Here is a 15,508-nt window from a genome sequence, read left to right as displayed (position 1 = left end):
GGCTGCAGGCTCAGCACGGTATTGCCGATCTGGCCGATGCCGAAGCGGTAGCCAGCTTCCAGCGACGACTGCCAGATGTCCGAGTCGTAGCGCTCTTCGGCCAGGCCTTCGCCCTGCACGCGGTTGCGGAACTGGCCGCGCCGCACGCTGGCATCCACATACAGTGCATCGGTGCTCCAGTTGCCGTACACGCCCAGCGCACCGCCGTTGACCTTGCCGCGTGCGCTGTAGCCGGTCAGCTGCGAACGCGAAGTGGCATCGGACTTGGCCAGCGTGCCCATCACGCCCACGCGGCCCTGGCCGTTGTCGAACACGCCGATGTCCGCACCCAGCTGCAGGCGCGAGCGGTCCACGCGCAGGTCCAGCTGGTCTTCCACGGCAGACAGCTTGCTCTGCGCTCCGTCCACCCGCGCCCAGCCACGCACGCCATCAACGGCGGAGGTGCTGCCCCCCTGGCGGTCACGCATGCCATGGCGCAGCATCTGGTCCATCGCGAACTGGTTGGCCAGGTAGGCGCCGGCTTCCGGGCGCAGCACTGGCGTGGGGTCAACCGGATCGACCGGGTCCACCGGATCGACCGGCGTGCACTCCGGCAGTGTGGGATCCACCACGCACGGGTCCGGCGTGCCGGCCAGCTCCGAGCGCAGGTACCAGCCGCCGTTGGTCGCGTCCTTGAACAGGAAGTACTCGTACTGCCCGCCCACCGCACGGCCCTGCAGGTCGAACTGCGCATTGGACGCACCGCCCACGCGGATCAACTCGATGCCCTTGTCGGTCTTCGCACCGGCACCGCCAGCGTTAAGCACGCGCACGTTGGCCTGGCCGTTGGCATCGCCCTTGATGATCAGTCTGTCGGTGGCCGAGCTGTCGTCTCCCAGCTGGGTGTTGAACAGCAGGGTGCCGCCGGCGCCATCGAAGGTATCCACGGTAAGGGTGTTGAACGTGCTGCCATTACCCAGCGCGACGGTGCCGGTGTTGCCCAACGCCAGATGGCCGACAGTGCTGTCGCCGGTCATCAGCCAGGTGCTGTCGCTGTCGATGCTGGCCGAGGTAACGTTGATGAAGCGGCCGTCGATCTGTGCCTTGTTGCGCAGGAAGACGTCGAGGCTGCCAGTAACGCTAGCGGAATCGAAATTAACATTGCCGGCCAGGCGGGAATCATCAACGGTGAAGGTGACCTCAGCCTTCCTGCCGCTCGTGCCGAAATTCTGGACGTTCAGCAGGTTGCCGTCGCCACCCTTCAGTTGGCTGTCATTGGCCACGGTGATGTCGTATTCGGCTGCGTCACCGGTCGGCCGCACCCAGATGGCGGCATTGCGGCCGGACTGCACCAGTGAGTTGTCAATGCGGACCGCAATCGGCTGGAGTACGCCCGGGTAGGCCGCCAGCAGGATACCGGCATTGTCCGCATAGATCTGCGAGTTGTTACGTATATCTACTTGTCCCTGCATCAAACGGACGCCATGGCCGTTGTTGAGGTCATTGCCTGCCGGCGTTTCAGAGACGACGATGGTGGTGTTGTCGATAACCGCACGGGTATTGTCTGAAACATCGCCGAACAGGCTGAGCAGGTCCACACCAATGCTGTAGGCGTCGGTGGGCAGCAGCCCAGTGCCCAGCTGCGAGTAGATCGTGCTGTTGCTGATGGTGGCGGTGGAATCCTTCATGACCTGTATCCCGCCCAGGAAAGCACCATGGTCAGCGGTCAGGTTGGAACGACCATCAAGGATCACGGCAACGGGCGATCCGGCAATTGATGCACGTTCGATCACCCCGCCGAAAGAGACAGCGACATCGGAATCGAGTGCCCTGATCTGGTGTGCAGTTCCGCGCAGCGTCAGCTTCGAGCCATTCCTCAGCGTCCAGGCTTCCACAGGATCACCTACGGTCACTTCGGCCTGCTGGTTGTCCAGGTCGCCTGCAAAGGCAGCAGCCATCGGTGCGGTGGCCAGGGCCAGCAGCAGGCTGCGGGCCAGCGGTCGCAGCGACGGAGTACGGTCGGGTGAATTGCGCACGGTGAGTCCTCGGGATCGAAAGCGGATGGGACTGCGCACTGCGATGACCTGGATCCCCGGTTCAGGTTGATGGCGTATACGCCAACGTTGTGTGAAGGCGGGGTGATCCGGGCTAATTGCGACAGTGCGTGTCTGGAACGGAGCCCAGTGTTCCAGCCACGCCCGGGCGATCCCATGCAATTTGTTGCAAAGCTCGCTTGACCTCCGGCGTGCGGCCGGGGGCCGTTCAGGCAGGCTCCTCGCAGCTGCGACGAACCGCCGCACCTGTGGCGGAACGCAACGAATTCGATAGCCCCGGGGGGGCGTCCCGAGCATATCCGGCACTTTTTCCGGAGCCTTGCCATGCACTTTCCGCTTCCGCGCCGCAGTACCCTCGCCCTGGCGCTGGCCACCGTACTTTCCACAACAGCGCCGGTGCTGGCGCAGCAGGTGGTTGCCGACGGCGACGAGCAGATGCCCGCTGCCGGTGATTACAGCATCACCGAGCCGGTGGACGCGGGCAGTACCGCGGGTTACGCCTTCCATGCGCTCAATGGCGGAAGCATCATTCCCGCCGGTGAGGTCAATCTGCGCACGGAAGGCAATGGTGCGGCCGCGGCGAGGGCGCAGGGTGCGGGTAGTCTGATCCGCTTGGACGGGGGCACCATCACCACCCTGGGCAGCAGTGCTGCAGGTGTGTCGGTGGTGGACGGCGGCCGGGTCGAACTGAGCGGCACCCAGATCGAGACCCTCGGGCGGTCGTCAGTGGGCATCGCGGCGTCCCGGGCCAGCGTGTCCGCGACCGGGGTCGGCATCGTCACTCATGGCGCCGGCAGCCACGGCGTGCAGGTGAGCAATGGCAACCTTGCGCTGCGCGACAGCCATCTGCAGATCAACGGCGATGCCAATGGCATCCATATGCAGGGCAGCACCGTGACGGCTGAGAACCTGCGCATCGAACAGAACGGCGCGGGCCACGCGCTGTGGATTGCCATGGGTTCGGACGCGGTACTGCGCAACGTCCAGATCAGTGCCAGTGGCGCGGGCGCGAACGGTGCGCTGGTGGCGATGGGCAGCAAGGCGGTGTTCGAAGATCTGCGGATCGATCTGGGTCATGAGCGCTCCGGCATCGGGTTGGATGTGGGAGGCGACGTCGAAGTCCATGGCGGCGCCATCCACACGCGCGGTGAGTACGCCAGCGCAGTCAGTTTCGCCACGGGAGGTGGAGGTACGCTGCTGCTGGACGGTGTTGATCTGTCCGGGCATTTCGGCATCAACATGACCGAAGGTTCTGAACTGACCCTGCGCAACAGCCAGCTGGTCAGTGAGAGCACCGGCATCGACATCAACCAACGTGATGGCGAGGCCAGCGTGGAAGGATCGGTCATCACCGCGCGCGATGGCATCGCCGTGCGTCTGATGAATGAAGGCAAGCTCGACATCGAGCGCTCGCAGATCACCGCCGAGGGCGACCGTTGGCAGGCGGTTGCGTTGTACGCGGGTACCACGCAGATCGGCGCCAGCCAGCTGCGCACACTGGGCCTCAATGGGCATGGGCTGTATGTGCAGGGCGGGCCTGGGCAACGGCCATTGGCTGAGGTCAGCGGCAGCGACATTCTGACCGAAGGCGATGGCGCCATCGGTGCAATTGCGCGCCTGGGTGGCACCGTGCATTTGGCCGACAGTGTAGTGCGCACCACCGGCATCAATTCACACGGTGTGCTGTCTGGCGGCACGGGCGAAATGACGCTGAGCAACACCCATGTGCGCACCGAAGGCGAGGGCGCGTGGGCGGCGGTGATCAATGACAACGGGCGGATGCGCATCGACGGTGGTTCGCTGGTGAGCGCCCAGCATGGCGGTGTATGGCTGCGCAGCAGCCGCGATGCAGGCCTGACCCTGTCCAATGGCGCGCTGGTATCGGGCGGCAACGGCATCGCGCTGGCACTGGATGCCGCAGTGGCCGGACGCTTCGATGTGGTGCTGGAGAGCGGCTCGCAGATGGAGGGCGACATTGTCATCACGCCGGAGGATGAGGACGCGGGATTGCCGCCACAGTCCGACGTGCACGTGCGGCTGGCGGATGGATCGCTCTGGCAGGGTTCGTCGGGTCTGGTGCAGACGATGGCGATCGAGAGCGGCAGCCAGTGGACACTGAGCGGTGATGCCACGGTAGGCGAACTTCAGGTGCTCAACAGTGGCGTGGCACTGTCCGACGGCACCGGTCGCTTCAACACGCTCACCGTGAACGGCGACCTGCACAGTGAGGGGGCTACGTTCCTGTTCCAGGGCGCGCTGGCCGGCGACGACAGCGCGATGGACCGCCTGCACGTGCGCGGCGACACCTCCGGCGATGCGCTGATCGCGGTGAAGAACATGGGGGGCGTGGGTGCGCCGACGGTCGATGGCATCCAACTGATCGAGATCGACGGTGCATCACGGGCGAGCTACGCACTGAGCGGCCGCGCGGTGGGCGGATCGTACGAGTATTTCCTGTTCAAGGGGGGCGTGACGGATCCCACCGATGGCAACTGGTATCTGCGTTCGCAATGGTTCGATGTCTGCCAGGACAACCCGGCTGCGCCGGGGTGCGCGGTCGATCCGGGCCCGGATCCGATCGACCCGACGGATCCGGTGGATCCAATCAATCCGATCCTGCCGCCGCCGGTACTGCGCCCGGAAGCCGGTGCATATCTGGCAAACCAGTCAGCAGCCATCAACATGTTTTCCCATCGTATGAACGACCGCATCGGGGCCGTATCGCTGGATGAAGGCCGTGCCGCGTGGGCGCGTGTGGGCCGGCAGCAGGCGGACTTCAGCGCGGTCGGCGGTCAGCTGTCGATCGACGGCAACACCTCGGTGCTGCAGATCGGCAGTGACCTGGTTCGCCGAGGCAATGCAGCGTTCGGCGTGATGTTGGGCACGGGGCGTGCTGACAGCAGTGCAGTGTCCGATCTGACCGGCTACAGCGCCAAGGGGCGGGTGCGTGGCAGCGCGGTGGGTGTGTACGGCACCTGGTTGCAGGCGGCTGACGGCACGCAGGGCGCGTACATGGATGCGAACCTGCAGTACGGCCGCTTCGATAACCGGGTGCAGGGCATCGGCCTGGCGCCGGAGCACTACGATTCGCGCATGGCCAGTGTGTCGCTGGAGACCGGCTACACCTTCAACGTGTGGCAGGGCAGCGCCAGCGCGCTGTACGTGCAGCCGCAACTGCAGCTGAGCCATGTCGATTTCCGCGCCGATCGCCACGTGGAGAGCAACGGCACGGTGATCGACCACGCCGATGCCGGTGGCCTGAGTGGGCGCCTGGGCGTGCGTGTGTTTGGCCATGGCACTGCAGCCGACAATGCCGTGCAGCCGTACCTGGGCGTGAACTGGCTGCGTGGCAGCGGCGGCAGCACGTTGCAGTTCAACGGTGACACGCTGGGCGCGGACGTGCCGCGCAACCGCTACGAGGTGCAGGCCGGTGCCGAGCTGAAGCTGGGCCAGCGCTGGGGTGCGTGGGGTGGCCTGACCGTGCAGCGCGGCGACCACGGTTACCGCAACGTGGGCGGCCAGCTGGGCCTGCGCAAGGCCTGGTAAGCGGGCGTGCAGCGGGGTCGGATCCCATTGCCTGGGCAATGGGCTCTGACCCCGCTGCTGCTGTAGAGCCGAGCCCATGCTCGGCTCAACGCGATCTGAACGAAGAGCAGCCGAGCATGGCTCGGCTCTACAACTGCCTCGAGCAGGGGCGGGTCCTGAACGATGTCCATGTCTGTCGCGATTGTCCATTGAATGACTGCGCAAACGGTGGCGATGCTGCCGGATCGCTCGCTGCCGGTCACCCGCATGTCCCCTCCCGAACGTTCCCACAATGCGGCCATTGACGGCCTGCGCGCATTGGCGGTGCTGGCCGTCATCCTGTTCCACACCAATGCGGCATGGTTGCCCGGTGGCTTCACCGGCGTGGACCTGTTCTTCGTGGTGTCCGGCTTCGTGATCAGCCAGTCGTTGGCGTCGCGCACCAACGCATCACTCGGCGCACTGCTGCTCGACTTCTACCGTCGACGCGTGCTGCGCCTGTTGCCGGCGCTGCTGGTAATGCTGATGGCCACCTTCGTGCTGTCGGCGCTGTTCATTCCCCGCGCGTGGCGCAACGAGCAGTTCGACCAGACCGGCTGGGCCGCGCTGGTCGGCTTCAGCAACATCGTGCTGGCTGGGCAGCAGGACGACTATTTCTCACCCGGCGCCGAACTCAACCCGTTCCTGCACACGTGGACGCTGGGTGTGGAGGAGCAGTTCTACCTGGTCTTCCCGCTGCTGTTCTTCGTCTGGCTGCGCGGGCGTGAGCGCTGGCCGTGGTCGCGTTGGCTGTTGCCGGTGCTCACCGCGCTGTCGCTGGCGTGGGCAGGTTGGCAGGCGCAATCGGCACCAGCGGCAGCGTTCTATCTGCTGCCGGCGCGGTTCTGGGAGCTGGCCGCAGGCGCGCTGCTGTACCAGTGGATGCGCACGCGCACGCCGGGCCAGAACGCTGACATGGTCGCAGTGGTCGGTCTGGCGCTGCTGGCCGCAGGTGCGCTGATCGCCCCGCAGCTGGCGATGCCGGTGCCGGGTGTGCTGGCGACCGTGGCCGGTACCCTGCTGCTGTTGGCGAGCGTGTCGACAGCGGGGTCATCGCGCATCGCCCGCGCGCTGGGCTGCGCACCGCTCGCCTACCTGGGGCGCTTGTCCTATTCGCTGTACCTGTGGCATTGGCCGTTGCTGGTGCTGCTGCGCTGGACCTACGGTCTGCAGGGAGCGGCACTGTGGCTGTACCCGGTGCTGCTGCTGGCGGTATCCGCTGCGTCCTACCACTTCATCGAACGTCCGCTGCGCCGTGCAGCGCCCCTGCTGCGGCTGGCACCGACCAAGGTGCTGGCGATGGCGTTGCCGGTGGTGGCGCTGTGTGGCGCGGGTGCCTGGGCCACCGTGGAGTACCACGAGCAGGTCTCGCTGAGCGTGACCCGCGACGGCTATGCATGGCAGGCGCGTCGCTACCCCGCGTGGCGCCCATTGGAGCCGGTGAGCGCGCCGGCGCTCGAAGGGCGGCGGCTGTTCGTGGTGGGGGATTCGCACGCGGCGGCGTATCGCACCATGACCAGCATGGTCGCGCGCCAGACCGGCATGGAGGTGCGCCAGCAGGATCGCGGCGGCTGCAGCTTCGTCAACCTGCTGCGGGCCAGCCCGTACGACTGCCAGGGCTTCATTGAGGACGCGTTGTCGACCATCGAGCGCGAGGCGCGCCCGGGTGACATCGTGGTGCTGGCGGCCTTGCGCATGCCGGAGCTGCGCGGATTCGACTGGCAGCGACAGGATGCACAGCAGATCTATCGTCAACTGCTTGCCGAGCGCACCCCGACCAATGCGCAGGCCGCGCGTGATGAGGCTGATCGTGTTCTTGGACGTCTGCAGAAGCTGGGCGTGCATGTGGTTTTGGATGCGCCGCTACCGTTGTTCAAGGCCGGTGCGTACCGCTGTTCGGACTGGTTCAACCGCCGCAACCCGGCTTGTGCCGGGGGCCTGAGCATGCCGCGCGCTGATCTGGAGAGGCTGCGGGCGCCGCAGATGGCGTTGCTGTCCGAACTGACAGCGCGCTATCCATCGCTGACGGTGTGGGATCCACTGCCGCTGCTGTGTGGGCCGCAGACCTGTTCGGCCGTGGAAGAGGGCGGACCGTTGTTCTTCGACAACGATCATCTGAGTGGGCACGGTAATCGCGTGCTGCTGCCCAGTTTCCGGCAGACCCTGATCGATATTGCGAACGACAAGCCTTTGTAGAGCCGAGCCCACGCTCGGCTGCTCTTCGTTCCGCAGGCGGGAAGTCCGCGCTGCGCGCGGTGAGCCGAGCATGGCTCGGCGCTACAGGAGTGCGCGCGGTCTACACCGGCGGCAGCACCTTGCCCGGGTTGAGAATCCCATCCGGGTCCAGCGCGGTCTTGATCGCGCGCATCGTCGCCAGCGTGGCCGGGCTGAATGCCTGCGCCATGAAATCGCGCTTGGCCAGGCCAATGCCGTGCTCGCCCGACAGCGTGCCGTCCAGTGCCAGGGTCAGCTCGAAGATCTTCGGCAGCGCGGCATGCGCGCGCGCGTTTTCGTCGGCATCCTCCGGATGGTAGAGGATGTTGACGTGCAGGTTGCCGTTGCCGGCATGGCCGAAGGTGACGATGGTGAGTCTGTAGTCACGCGCCAATGCCTGCACGCCAGCCACAAGCTCTGGAATGCGCGACACCGGCACCACCACGTCTTCATTGATCTTGCCGGGCGCGACGGTGCGCAGTGCCGGCGACAGTGCCTTGCGCGCGGCCCACAGCTGGTCGCGTGCACGGCCTTCCATCGCCACGTCCAGTTCGATCATGCCGTCGCCTTCAGCGGCGCTGGCCAGTGCCTGCAGCAGATAGGGCAGGGTGTCGTGGTCACCATCGGCTTCCACCAGCAGCATCGCACCGGCCTCCGGCACGTCCGCACCGTTGAGACGCAGCAGCTCAAGGCTGCGCGCGTCCATGAATTCCAGGCGCGTGGGTACCACCGGCTGCGACATCAGGCGTGACACTGCGGCGGCGGCCGCATCGGCGTCGCGGTACAGCACGCGCAGTCCGGCCTGGCTGACCGGCAGCGGGGTGAGCTTGAGGGTGGCTTCCACGATCAGCGCCAGCGTGCCTTCGCTGCCCACCAGCAGGTGAGTGAGGTCGTAGCCGGTGGAATCCTTGGTGTAGGCACCACCGCAGCGGATCACCTCGCCGGTGCCGGTCACCGCCACCAGACCCAGCACGTTGTCGCGGCTGGTGCCGTACTTCACCGCGCGTGGGCCACCGGCATTGCAGGCCAGGTTGCCACCCACGCTGCAGATCTCCGCGCTGGACGGGTCCGGCGCCCAGAACAGGCCATGCGGGGCGAGCGCCTGCTGCAGGGCGCCATTGAGCACGCCCGGCTGCACCACCGCGCAGCGATCACCGGCGCGGATCGCCACGATGCGGTCCATGCGGGTGAACGACAGCACGATGCTGCCCGGCAACGGCACGGCCGCGCCGGTGGTGCCGGTGCCCGCGCCGCGCGCGACCAGTGCCACGCCATGCGCACGGCAGGCACGCACCAGCGCCTGCACCTGTTCGATGCTGGCGGGCAGCGCGACGGCGGCAGGGCGCTGGTGGCGCCACGAGTTGTCCTGTGCGTTCGCCTCCAGCGCGTTGTCATCCATGCGCCAGCCATCGGTACCCAGCAGGGCGGACAGTTCGGCAACCAACGCGGCGGGCAGGACAGTACTCATGATGGATCTCGCGGGACAGCAGGGGCGGGTTGGATCAGTTTCCAGGCAACAACGGCGCCGGCCAGCGGCAGCCAGACCCAGCGCAGTTCAGAGAGCAGGGTGGCGATGCCGCGCGCGCTGAAGAACTGTGGCGCGAACGGTGACACGCGGATCGGTCGCCACGGTGCGAAGAAGCGGTGTTCGCTCCACGGCCAGGCGAGGGCAACGCCGAGGCCGCCGGAGGTCATCGCATCCAGCAGCGGATGGCTGGCGGCGCAGACGAAGACGAATGCAGCGGCTTGTACGGTAGATGCCAACCTTGGTTGGCACAGAAACGCCGACCAAGGTCGGCGACTACCGGAGCTGTGCTGCGCCGACCATGGTCGGTCGCTACCAAAGAACGCCAACACCGCGGCCAATGCAGCCAGCACGCCGGCAAACAGCAGTGAATGACTGGCGCCACGATGGCCGAACGCATCGGCGTAGGGAATGTGCAGCGCGAAGGCCAGTACATCGGCATCGGGCAGCATGGCGGCGATCACGCCGGCCGCAAGCAGGCGCGGCGGGATGCGGCCACGATCAGCGGCGCACCACAGCGCCAACGGCACAGCGGCATGGGTGATGATCGAAGGCATCAGTCACGCACCGTGGTCGTGCCGGCCAGGCTGCGCGCTGGTAGGTGCCAACCTTGGTTGGACAGAAGCGCCGACCAAGGTCGGCCTCTGCCAAAGGGGACGGTAGGCATCAGCAATCATCCAACCGGAACGCATCGCGCAGCCACTGCAACTGCGGCGGCTCGCCCGTGGCGTCGACCACATCAAAACGGCAGGGTGCATTGGCCAGCGCCGGGTTGTCCTGCAGGTAAAGTTGCGCGGCGTGCGCGAGGCGCCGGCATTTGCGCTCATCCACTGAAGCGGCGCCGCCACCGAAATCCTGGCGGGCGCGATAGCGTACTTCGACGAACACCACGGTGCCGGCATCGTCCATCACCAGGTCCAGTTCACCGCCGCGATAACGCACGTTGCGCGCACGCGGCCGCAGTCCGGCCTGTTGCAGATGCTGCTCGGCGGCGGCTTCCACCGCCGAGCCACGTTGGCTGCGCTCAGCGACCACCGACGATCGGCATCGGCCGGCCGCCATTGAAGGTCGACCAGGCCGGCTGGCGCAGGATGTTGCCATTGCTGTCCAGGAACAGGGTGCCGGTGGCACCGTCCAGGCCGCCTTCGTTGGACAGCTTGTCCAGGTAGGCGGTGATCTTCCAGGCATCGGCGCCGAAGGCGAACAGGCGGCCGGCGGCACCGCGTGCGCTGGGCAGGGTGCTGGCGACCTGGCTGGCCGAGGGCAGGCCGGACACGCTGCGCACGTTCCAGGCTTCGTTCGGGTAGACGATGCCGTCCAGCGCCACGTCTTCTTCCACCTTGCCGCTGCCGACGGTCAGCTGCGAAGTGCCAACGCGGGTGGCGCCACCGGCACCGGCCAGCGCCAGCTGCGGCGCCAGCAGGCGGGCCTGCGGCGCGCGCACGGCGAGGAACACGGCATCGACCTGGCCGGCATTGCGCACCTGCGCACCGACATCGCCAACCGCGTCGCTGACGCCGACGGTGGCCACCACCTGGCCACCGCGCTGCGCGAAGCGCTGGGCGAAGGCGGCGGCGGCACGGCGGCCGGTATCGTCGGCGCTGTTGATCACCAACGCCTTGCCGCGCTCGCGGCCGCGCAGATATTCGGCAGCGACGATGCCGTCGTCTTCCGGTGCCAGCGAGAAGCCGGCGCTGCCGGCCGGCGGCGCGTCCTTGCCACGGTTCAGGGCCAGCACCGGCACCTGCAGCTGCTGGCGGCCGTACACCGCGTCCACTTCGTCGCGGCCCAGCGGACCGACTACGAAGTCGGCACCGGAGGCGACGGCCTTGTCATAGGCGGCCAGGGCGCCGGCCGGGGTGCCGGCGGTGTCGAAGAAGTTGATGTCCGGGCGGCGGCGGCTTTCACCGTAGTAGGCGCTCAACAGGCCATCGCGCACCGGCTGTGCGGCAGTGGCCAGGCGGCCGCTGAGCGGCAGCAGCACGGCCAGCTTGGCCGGCGGGCGGTAACCGTCGCTCATCGCCGGCGGGCGCTTGCTGGTGTCGAACTGGGCGGCGCCATCGCGGTCGAACGGGCGCGGCAGCGGCAGGCCGCGCGCGATCAGTGCGCGGCCGGCGAAGTTGTACAGCGGGTCGTTGGCCGGCAGGGCAGCGGCACGGCTGCGCAGGGTGGCATCGTCAAGCGTACCGAGCAGACCGGCGATGGCGGCCTGGTTCTCGCTGCGCGCGCTGCCGGTCAGGCTGGCGTGGGCGCGGGCGCGCTCGGTGGCGGCACCGAAGGCATCGCCGGTGCCCTGCAGCGCGTTGGCGCGGGCTACGTGCCAGCGCGTGCGCAGCGCGGGGAAGACGTTGTCGCCCTGTTCCTTCAGCAGGGCCAGGGCCTGCGCCGGCTGCTTGTCGGCCAGTGCCAGCTCGGCGCCGGTCAGCTGGTAGCGCTGCAGGCTGGCGCCGGACAGCTGGCGGGCGGTGAGCTGGCCAAGCAGGCTGCGCGCGCGGGCACTGTCGCCGGCCAGGTGCCAGGCCCAGGCGGCATCGGCCAGGGCGTTGCTGCGGGCGCCACCTTTCAGGGTTGCGGCCAGCGCTTCCAGCTGCAGGGCGGCGTCGCGCGGTTTGCCTTGTTCGATCAGCGCCAGCGCCTGGCTCTGGGCCGGCGATTCGGGCGCGCTGGTCAGGCTGGTGGTGGCACAGCCGGCCAGCAGCATCAGCGACAACGACAGGGCGGAGATCCGTGCGGCGGGCTTGTTCATGATCGGGTCCATGCGATGAGGGCAGCGGCCTTGGCCGGGTACACGCTACGATTCTACCCTTGCCCCGTGAGTACCGCTGAAATGAGTGTGCCAACCCTGTACGTCGTCGCCACCCCGATCGGCAACCTGGCCGATCTGAGCCCGCGCGCGCAGAAGGTGCTGCGTTCGGTGGCGGCCATCTGTGCCGAAGACACCCGCCGCAGCGGCCAGCTGCTGTCCCATTTCGGCATCCAGCAACCGTTGGTGGCCCTGCACGAACACAATGAAGAGGCCCTGGCGCAGCGCCTGGTTTCGCGATTGCAGGCCGGCGAGTCGCTGGCGCTGGTCAGCGATGCCGGTACCCCGCTGGTCAGTGACCCCGGTTTCCGCCTGGTGCGTGCCGCGCGCGCGGCCGGCATCAAGGTCAGCCCGGTGCCCGGTGCCTGCGCCGCCATCGCCGCGCTGAGCGTGGCCGGCCTGCCCAGCGACCGTTTCAGCTTCGAGGGTTTCCTGCCGGCCAAGGCCAGCGGCCGCCGCGACCGCCTGCAGGCGCTGGCCGGCGAAGTGCGCACGATGGTGTTCTACGAATCCTCGCACCGTATCGCCGAGTCGCTGGCCGACATGGCGGCGATCTTCGGCGGCGAGCGCCCGGCGGTGCTGGCCCGCGAGCTGACCAAGCTGTTCGAGACCGTGCTCGACGGTGACCTGGCCGGCCTGTTGGCGAAGGTGGAAGCTGACGAGAACCAGCGCAAGGGCGAGTTCGTGGTGATGGTGCAGGGCGCCGGCGACGATGAGGAAGCGCAGCTGGCGCATGGCCGCCGCGTCTACGCCAAGCTGAGCGAGCATCTGCCGCCGTCGACCGCCGCGAAGCTGGCCGCGGAACTGACCGGTGCGCCGCGCAAGGCGTTGTACGGCAGTTGATGGATCGTGTGGACCAAGGTCCGCACCCACCAGAGCGGAATCCGCACCCACCAGGGCAGCGGCATCGGTAGATCCACGCCACGCGTGGATGGATGAACCGGACGCCGCGATCGGCACGGCAGGAAAGGCGTGCGTACGCTAGAATGCGCGCTGGCGGAGTCGGCCAGACAGTCGCGTCATCCCTTCGGGGGTGCCGAGGAAAGTCCGGGCTCCATAGGGCAAGGTGCCAGGTAACGCCTGGGCGGCGCAAGCCGACGGAAAGTGCAACAGAAAGATACCGCCTACGTCTTCTTCGGAAGGCCGGTAAGGGTGAAATGGTGCGGTAAGAGCGCACCGCGAGTCTGGCAACAGACCGGCACGGCAAACCCCACCTGGAGCAAGACCAAATAGGGATCCTTTGGCGCGGCCCGCGTTGGATCCGGGTAGGTTGCTTGAGCGTTGCGGTGACGTAACGCCTAGAGGAATGACTGTCCACGACAGAACCCGGCTTATCGGCCGGCTCCGCCTCTTTCTTGCGGTAGGCCGAGCATGGCTCGGCTCTACAGTAGAGCCGAGCCATGCTCGGCTGCTCTTCGCCCAGATGCTTGGGATGTTGTTCAACCCGGCGTGCGGTACTGCCCGGCGGAAATGAACTGCTCGAACCGTTCGCACCACACCACTACGGTGGTGTAATCGTCCACGTTGACGCTTTCAGGCACGTCCACCAGGAAACGGTTGAAGGTCTTCACCTCGCCGATGCGCTGGGCCTGCGCCTTGACCTTCAGGAAGTCGGCCTTGTTGTCGACGAAGTCGCGGACCAGGTACACCTTGTAGTCAGGGCCCGGGCCCATCTTGCCGTCAAAAGCGACCTGACCCGAGCTGACGCTGATCTTGCCTTCCGCCCAATGCACTGCATCGCTGCCCTTGAGGTCTCGGCGAAACGTGGTGCGGTAGGGGGCCTCATCCATGGCGGCCTGCACCTGCGCGACTGGTGGATCATCGGGGGCGATCAGGATCGGCAGGAAGTAGACGCCCAGGCCGAAGCCCAGGCCGAGGGCGAGCAGGTGGGTGGCGAGCAGGATGAGGATGCGGCGCATGGGGCCTCCTTGGGGTTGCGGTCGATCGCGCGGCGGGGTGCCGGGCGCGACCACCCTGGGAGGTCAGGGCCGACATTTATAGACACAGTGCCGAATGCGAAAAGGGCACAGTGGGCGGGCTGCGATACCGGGCCCCTGTGGCACGGGCGGATCGCGGTCGCGGCTGGAAGCTGAATGACGTTTCAGGCCCGTTGCGATGACGGCTGCCGTCGCGTGGATCGCGACAGCGCGCTGTGGGTAGTGCCCGCCGCGGGCCGGCCGCGTCATGGCGAATACCAGCATCCCAAGGGTTCCGGCCAGCGGCCCGCACTCTTCCGCCCCCCCCCCCCCACCCTCCGGGGCCCCCCCGGCCCCCGCCACTACCCCGCTGGCAAGAGAATCCGCCCAGTGGCCGGGACGGCCGGGTCAGAAAATGACGTGGCTTTGTCCGCTCGGTGCACCCTGCGGGCCGAAACGGCGTTCGTGGATCTCGCCGTGGCCGTCGGCGTCGATCAGCAGCACCGTGCTGGCGCGGGTGCCATAGTCGTCGCCGCGGATGAAGGCCGGGCTCAGCCAGCGCTCGCGTTCCAGCCCGATGCCGGTGTCGGGCAGGTCGCTGTCGGCGGGGCGATGTTCGTCCGCCAGGGCGGCCCAGAGCGGGGTCAGGTCCTCATCGCCGGCCTCGAACCAGGCTTCAAGCGCAGCCATCAGCCGCCGGGTCTTCGGCCAGGGCGCGTCCAGCGCGCCGTTGGACATGCCATGCACGCCCGGGCCCAGGCGCTGGCGCTCGGCGGGGTGGTTGCCCAGGTACTCCAGGCTGTCGCCATCGGCCAGCAACAGGTTGAAGGGCGCATACGCGCCCGCCACGGTCGCCAGCCGGTCGATATGCACGGCGGCCGGGTCGCGGCCGCGCAGGAAGTCGGCCACCAGCGCACCCCGTGAAGGACCGGTCTGTGCGGCCAGCGGGTCGCGGACATTGGTGACCACAGCCATGCGTCCACCCGCACCGACGCCGGCCCAGCCGCCGCCGGAGCGCAGGTCGCGCCCCCCGATGACGGAGGTCTCATCTTGCCAGGGGGCCAGCGCCGCTGTCGGGCGGGCGTGGAACTCATCACGGTTGCCGGTCATCACCAGCCGCCAGCGCGGGTGGTGCATCCAGCCAAGAGCGAGCAGGCACATGGCCTCATTGTGCACGGTTTGCGCAGTCTGGCGCCGCTTCCTGCCCGTCCCGGATGAATGCGCGAGCGATGTTTCACGCTCTGTCCACACCCCTGAACTTCCGTTCAATCTCAAAAATTGAGACGGATCAGCAACTTGTGGATAAGCCTTGAACAATTCTCTAAAGGTTGTTGCAAGCCATTGATGCGGCTGGCGATTTCCCCGCTGAAAAGTTGTTGACAACCCTTCGGCCGCTGCTAAGGTGGGCATCAGAGGGAAATCCGGGTGTTTTGTGGGTTTTCGTGGTTCAATG

At 67.3% G+C, this 15,508-nt stretch carries 10 protein-coding genes and 1 other RNA gene; 4 read left to right on the top strand and 7 right to left on the bottom strand.

Going from position 1 to position 15,508, the window contains the following annotated elements; translation table 11 throughout:
- A partial coding sequence (locus tag R5H29_RS08550) for an autotransporter outer membrane beta-barrel domain-containing protein (RefSeq protein WP_332329072.1) occupies window positions 1–2,015 on the bottom strand: 2,015 nt, incomplete at its 3' end.
- 342 nt (window positions 2,016–2,357) lie between these two features.
- Between R5H29_RS08550 and R5H29_RS08545 the strand changes: the two genes are divergently transcribed.
- Together R5H29_RS08545 and R5H29_RS08540 are read left to right on the top strand one after the other, a co-directional pair.
- A complete protein-coding gene (locus R5H29_RS08545; protein WP_180877100.1) occupies window positions 2,358–5,579 on the top strand; it encodes an autotransporter outer membrane beta-barrel domain-containing protein in 3,222 nt (1,073 codons plus the stop codon).
- Window positions 5,580–5,771: 192 nt separating this feature from the next.
- On the top strand, window positions 5,772–7,793 hold the full coding sequence (locus R5H29_RS08540) for an acyltransferase family protein (protein WP_332329071.1): 2,022 nt from the start codon (window positions 5,772–5,774) through the stop codon (window positions 7,791–7,793).
- Between the two features lie 100 nt (window positions 7,794–7,893).
- On the opposite strand, the gene R5H29_RS08535 is transcribed toward R5H29_RS08540, so the two are convergent.
- From R5H29_RS08535 to R5H29_RS08520, 4 genes are all read right to left on the bottom strand, one after another.
- Window positions 7,894–9,279, bottom strand: a complete 1,386-nt coding sequence (locus tag R5H29_RS08535) for an FAD-linked oxidase C-terminal domain-containing protein (RefSeq protein ID WP_332329070.1) — start codon at window positions 9,277–9,279, stop codon at window positions 7,894–7,896.
- Window positions 9,276–9,893 carry a metal-dependent hydrolase gene (locus R5H29_RS08530; RefSeq protein ID WP_164143947.1) on the bottom strand — a complete coding sequence of 206 codons (618 nt, stop codon included), beginning with the start codon at window positions 9,891–9,893 and terminating at the stop codon, window positions 9,276–9,278. Before R5H29_RS08530 ends, R5H29_RS08535 begins: the two co-directional genes overlap by 4 nt.
- Window positions 9,894–10,002: 109 nt before the next feature.
- Window positions 10,003–10,371: a YraN family protein gene (locus tag R5H29_RS08525; RefSeq protein ID WP_204323376.1), complete on the bottom strand. Its 369-nt coding sequence runs from the start codon at window positions 10,369–10,371 to the stop codon at window positions 10,003–10,005.
- Window positions 10,361–12,082, bottom strand: coding sequence for a penicillin-binding protein activator (locus tag R5H29_RS08520; RefSeq protein ID WP_155028954.1), 1,722 nt, complete (start codon window positions 12,080–12,082; stop codon window positions 10,361–10,363). Before R5H29_RS08520 ends, R5H29_RS08525 begins: the two co-directional genes overlap by 11 nt.
- Window positions 12,083–12,163: 81 nt before the next feature.
- On the opposite strand from R5H29_RS08520, the gene rsmI reads away from it, so the two are divergent.
- The gene (gene rsmI, locus R5H29_RS08515) at window positions 12,164–12,982 is read left to right on the top strand and encodes a 16S rRNA (cytidine(1402)-2'-O)-methyltransferase (protein WP_332329069.1); all 819 of its coding nucleotides are present in this window, start codon (window positions 12,164–12,166) and stop codon (window positions 12,980–12,982) included.
- A 155-nt stretch (window positions 12,983–13,137) separates the two neighbouring features.
- Window positions 13,138–13,489: RNase P RNA component class A (gene rnpB / locus R5H29_RS08510), an RNA gene on the top strand.
- Window positions 13,490–13,578: 89 nt separating this feature from the next.
- Here rnpB and R5H29_RS08505 read toward each other — a convergent pair.
- Together R5H29_RS08505 and R5H29_RS08500 are read right to left on the bottom strand one after the other, a co-directional pair.
- Window positions 13,579–14,058 carry a DM13 domain-containing protein gene (locus tag R5H29_RS08505; RefSeq protein ID WP_134731228.1) on the bottom strand — a complete coding sequence of 160 codons (480 nt, stop codon included), beginning with the start codon at window positions 14,056–14,058 and terminating at the stop codon, window positions 13,579–13,581.
- Window positions 14,059–14,463: 405 nt separating this feature from the next.
- Window positions 14,464–15,216: an NRDE family protein gene (locus R5H29_RS08500; protein WP_111098018.1), complete on the bottom strand. Its 753-nt coding sequence runs from the start codon at window positions 15,214–15,216 to the stop codon at window positions 14,464–14,466.
- Window positions 15,217–15,508 lie beyond the last annotated feature (292 nt).

This window comes from Stenotrophomonas sp. A3_2, from assembly GCF_036624925.1.
GTDB lineage: Bacteria > Pseudomonadota > Gammaproteobacteria > Xanthomonadales > Xanthomonadaceae > Stenotrophomonas > Stenotrophomonas hibiscicola.
Note: the sequence above shows the minus strand (reverse complement) of the source record. Positions and strands in the feature narration are given on the sequence as shown.

Bases quoted from the DNA above. Each gene is read 5' to 3' on its own strand.
- R5H29_RS08500 (WP_111098018.1), bottom strand. From the start codon at position 15,216: ATGTGCCTGCTCGCTCTTGGCTGGATGCACCACCCGCGCTGGCGGCTG.
- R5H29_RS08505 (WP_134731228.1), bottom strand. From the start codon at position 14,058: ATGCGCCGCATCCTCATCCTGCTCGCCACCCACCTGCTCGCCCTCGGC.
- R5H29_RS08520 (WP_155028954.1), bottom strand. From the start codon at position 12,082: ATGAACAAGCCCGCCGCACGGATCTCCGCCCTGTCGTTGTCGCTGATG.
- R5H29_RS08530 (WP_164143947.1), bottom strand. From the start codon at position 9,893: ATGCCTTCGATCATCACCCATGCCGCTGTGCCGTTGGCGCTGTGGTGC.
- rsmI (WP_332329069.1), top strand. From the start codon at position 12,164: ATGAGTGTGCCAACCCTGTACGTCGTCGCCACCCCGATCGGCAACCTG.
- R5H29_RS08545 (WP_180877100.1), top strand. From the start codon at position 2,358: ATGCACTTTCCGCTTCCGCGCCGCAGTACCCTCGCCCTGGCGCTGGCC.
- R5H29_RS08540 (WP_332329071.1), top strand. From the start codon at position 5,772: ATGACTGCGCAAACGGTGGCGATGCTGCCGGATCGCTCGCTGCCGGTC.
- R5H29_RS08535 (WP_332329070.1), bottom strand. From the start codon at position 9,279: ATGAGTACTGTCCTGCCCGCCGCGTTGGTTGCCGAACTGTCCGCCCTG.